Raw genomic sequence first — 2,558 nt, 5'->3', positions numbered from 1 at the left:
TCGATGGTAGCCGGCATGGTTATCTTCAACGTGATCGAGAAATCCCGCGCGACCAGTTGATATCAGGCACCGCCCCGGGCGGTGTTACCAAATCGGAAAGCAGGCCGGGCGGAAGGGAAATCTGTCCCGGCCTGTGTCATTATAGAGTCCATTGATTTCCGGGGATTAAGATCAGGAAATCCGGAACCTGTAGATGCTCTTTTTATTACTCTGACAGAAGGCAGACCATGGACATCCGCAAGATCGACGATCACATTTCTGTTGCACCGCAAATCACGGTTGATGATGTTACCGAAGCCGGCAGGCTGGGATTCCGCACGCTGGTTGCCAACCGGCCCGACCAGGAAGAACCCGGTCAGCCCGCCATGGCAGACCTCGAAGCTGCGGCCAAAGCCAACGGTATGGCCTGGATCTATCTGCCCGTTGAATCCGGCAATATTACCGACAGCGACGTTGACGCCTTTGCACCGATGCTGGCCCAGGCCGACAAACCAATCCTTGCGTTCTGCCGCTCCGGGACCCGTTGCAGCGTGCTCTGGGCCCTGAGCAGCGCCCGCACCATGCCCATTGAGCCGATTCTGGCCCGTGCCGGTCAAGCCGGCTACGATTTGCGGGGACTACTGCCCCGGCTGCAGCAACAGGCCCGTCAACACGGAAATTCCTGATCAGGCTGATCCCGGCGGTAGCGCCGGTCGTACAGACTTCTTCATTTCCGTTGGCCACAAGGTCCACACAAGGGTTAATAAATCACATGCAATTCAAGGGTGAAGAGAGCTTCAGTCACGACCAGCCGGCACGGCTGGGTATTCTGGTCACCAACCTGGGCACCCCCGATGCGCCCACCACCGCCGCTCTGAGACGCTATCTGGGAGAATTCCTGGCAGATCCCAGGGTGGTGGAAGTGCCGCGACCCATCTGGTGGCTGATTCTGCACGGTGTCATTCTGAGAATACGTCCCTCCCGCTCTGCAGCCGCCTACCGTAAGGTGTGGCAGCCAGAAGGGTCGCCCTTGCTGATTCATACCGCCAACCAGTGCGAGGCAATCCGGGCATCCCTGCAGGCCAGATACGGTGACAATCTGGTGGTGGGTTTCGCCATGCGTTATGGTAACCCGTCCATCAGCAGTGTTCTCGACGAGATGCAGTCACGGGGCGTTCGCCAGTTGCTGGTTCTGCCGCTGTATCCCCAGTATTCAGCATCCACAAGTGGCTCTACCTTCGACGCCCTGTCCAGTGATTTAGCCCGTCGCCGCTGGCTTCCTGATGTTCGTTTCATCAGCCACTATCATGACTACCCACCGTATATCGAGGCCATGGCCAGGCACATCGAGGCCCATTGGGAAGCCAATGGCCGCAATCAGAAACTGATGTTTTCGTACCACGGCGTACCGAAAAAATATCTGTTGCGTGGTGACCCGTATCATTGCGAATGCCACAAGACATCGCGCCTGCTCGCAGAACGTCTTGGCCTCGATTCAACGGAGTACATGACCACCTTCCAGTCCAGGTTCGGGCGTGAGGAGTGGCTGCGTCCCTATACTGATGAAACCCTGAAATCCCTGCCGGGCCAGGGGATCAGCTCCATCGATGTGTTCTGCCCCGGCTTCTCCTCGGACTGCCTGGAAACCATCGAGGAAATCGACGAAGAAAACCGCGACTACTTTATGGAAGCCGGTGGCACGGGCTTCAGTTACATTCCCGCCCTGAATGCCACTGAGGGCCATATCGAAGCGCTGGTCAGCCTGCTGGAGAAAAACCTTCAGGGCTGGGATGTTCCGGTCAACGACTCCCGGGAACTGGCCGTCCGTTTCGAGCGGGCCGAAAAAACCCGCGAATACATGGACTCCCTGAGCGGATCATGAAGCTGAACTGCGACCTTGGCGAAAGCTTTGGCGCCTGGACCATGGGTCAGGATGCCCGCATCATCCCGTTGGTGGATATGGCCAATGTGGCCTGCGGCTTTCACGCGTCGGATCCGCTGATCATGACTGAAACCGTGCAGTTGGCCCTCGCGCACAAGGTTGCCATTGGCGCACACCCGGCGTATCAGGATCTGGCCGGATTCGGACGGCGCTCCATCCATCACACCCCGGCGCAGATCAAAGCACTGCTGTGGTATCAGGTTGGTGCCCTTGATGGCATCTGCCGTGCGGTTGGAGGCCAGGTCAGTTACGTCAAACCCCATGGTGCCCTGAACAATGACATGATGAAGGACACCGGGCTGCTGCTGGCGGTGATGGAAGCCATGGCCGGATTCCGGCCAGACCTCCCGCTGATGATTCCGGCAACCCGGCAATCAGAGCGCCACAAGGAACTGGCCGATAAGGTCGGCGTTCCCCTGCTGTTCGAAGCCTTCGCCGATCGCGCCTATGACGATGACGGCCAGCTGGTCGCCCGCAGTGTTCCCGGTGCCGTGCTTCACGATCACCAGGCGGTACTGGAGCAGGCGCTGTCGTTCGCCCACAAAGGCGGCGTTCACAGCATCTCGGGGCAGTGGCTGCCCCTTCAGGCAGACAGCCTCTGTGTCCACGGTGACAACGACGTAGCCCTTGCCGCCGT

General features: G+C 59.0%; 3 protein-coding genes. All 3 read left to right on the top strand.

The genetic code is table 11. From position 1 onward, the window contains the following. Positions 1–227: 227 nt before the first annotated feature. Positions 228–665, top strand: coding sequence for a TIGR01244 family sulfur transferase (locus AAC035_RS20495; protein ID WP_339806965.1), 438 nt, complete (start codon positions 228–230; stop codon positions 663–665). 86 nt (positions 666–751) lie between these two features. After that, entirely contained in the window at positions 752–1,861 is a 1,110-nt protein-coding gene (gene hemH / locus AAC035_RS20490) for a ferrochelatase (RefSeq protein WP_339806963.1), read from the top strand. Then, a partial coding sequence (locus AAC035_RS20485) for a 5-oxoprolinase subunit PxpA (RefSeq protein WP_339806962.1) occupies positions 1,858–2,558 on the top strand: 701 nt, incomplete at its 3' end. The genes hemH and AAC035_RS20485, both read left to right, overlap by 4 nt.

This window comes from uncultured Marinobacter sp. (assembly GCF_963974375.1).
Lineage (GTDB): Bacteria > Pseudomonadota > Gammaproteobacteria > Pseudomonadales > Oleiphilaceae > Marinobacter.
This window is presented reverse-complemented; position numbering and strand designations above follow the sequence as displayed.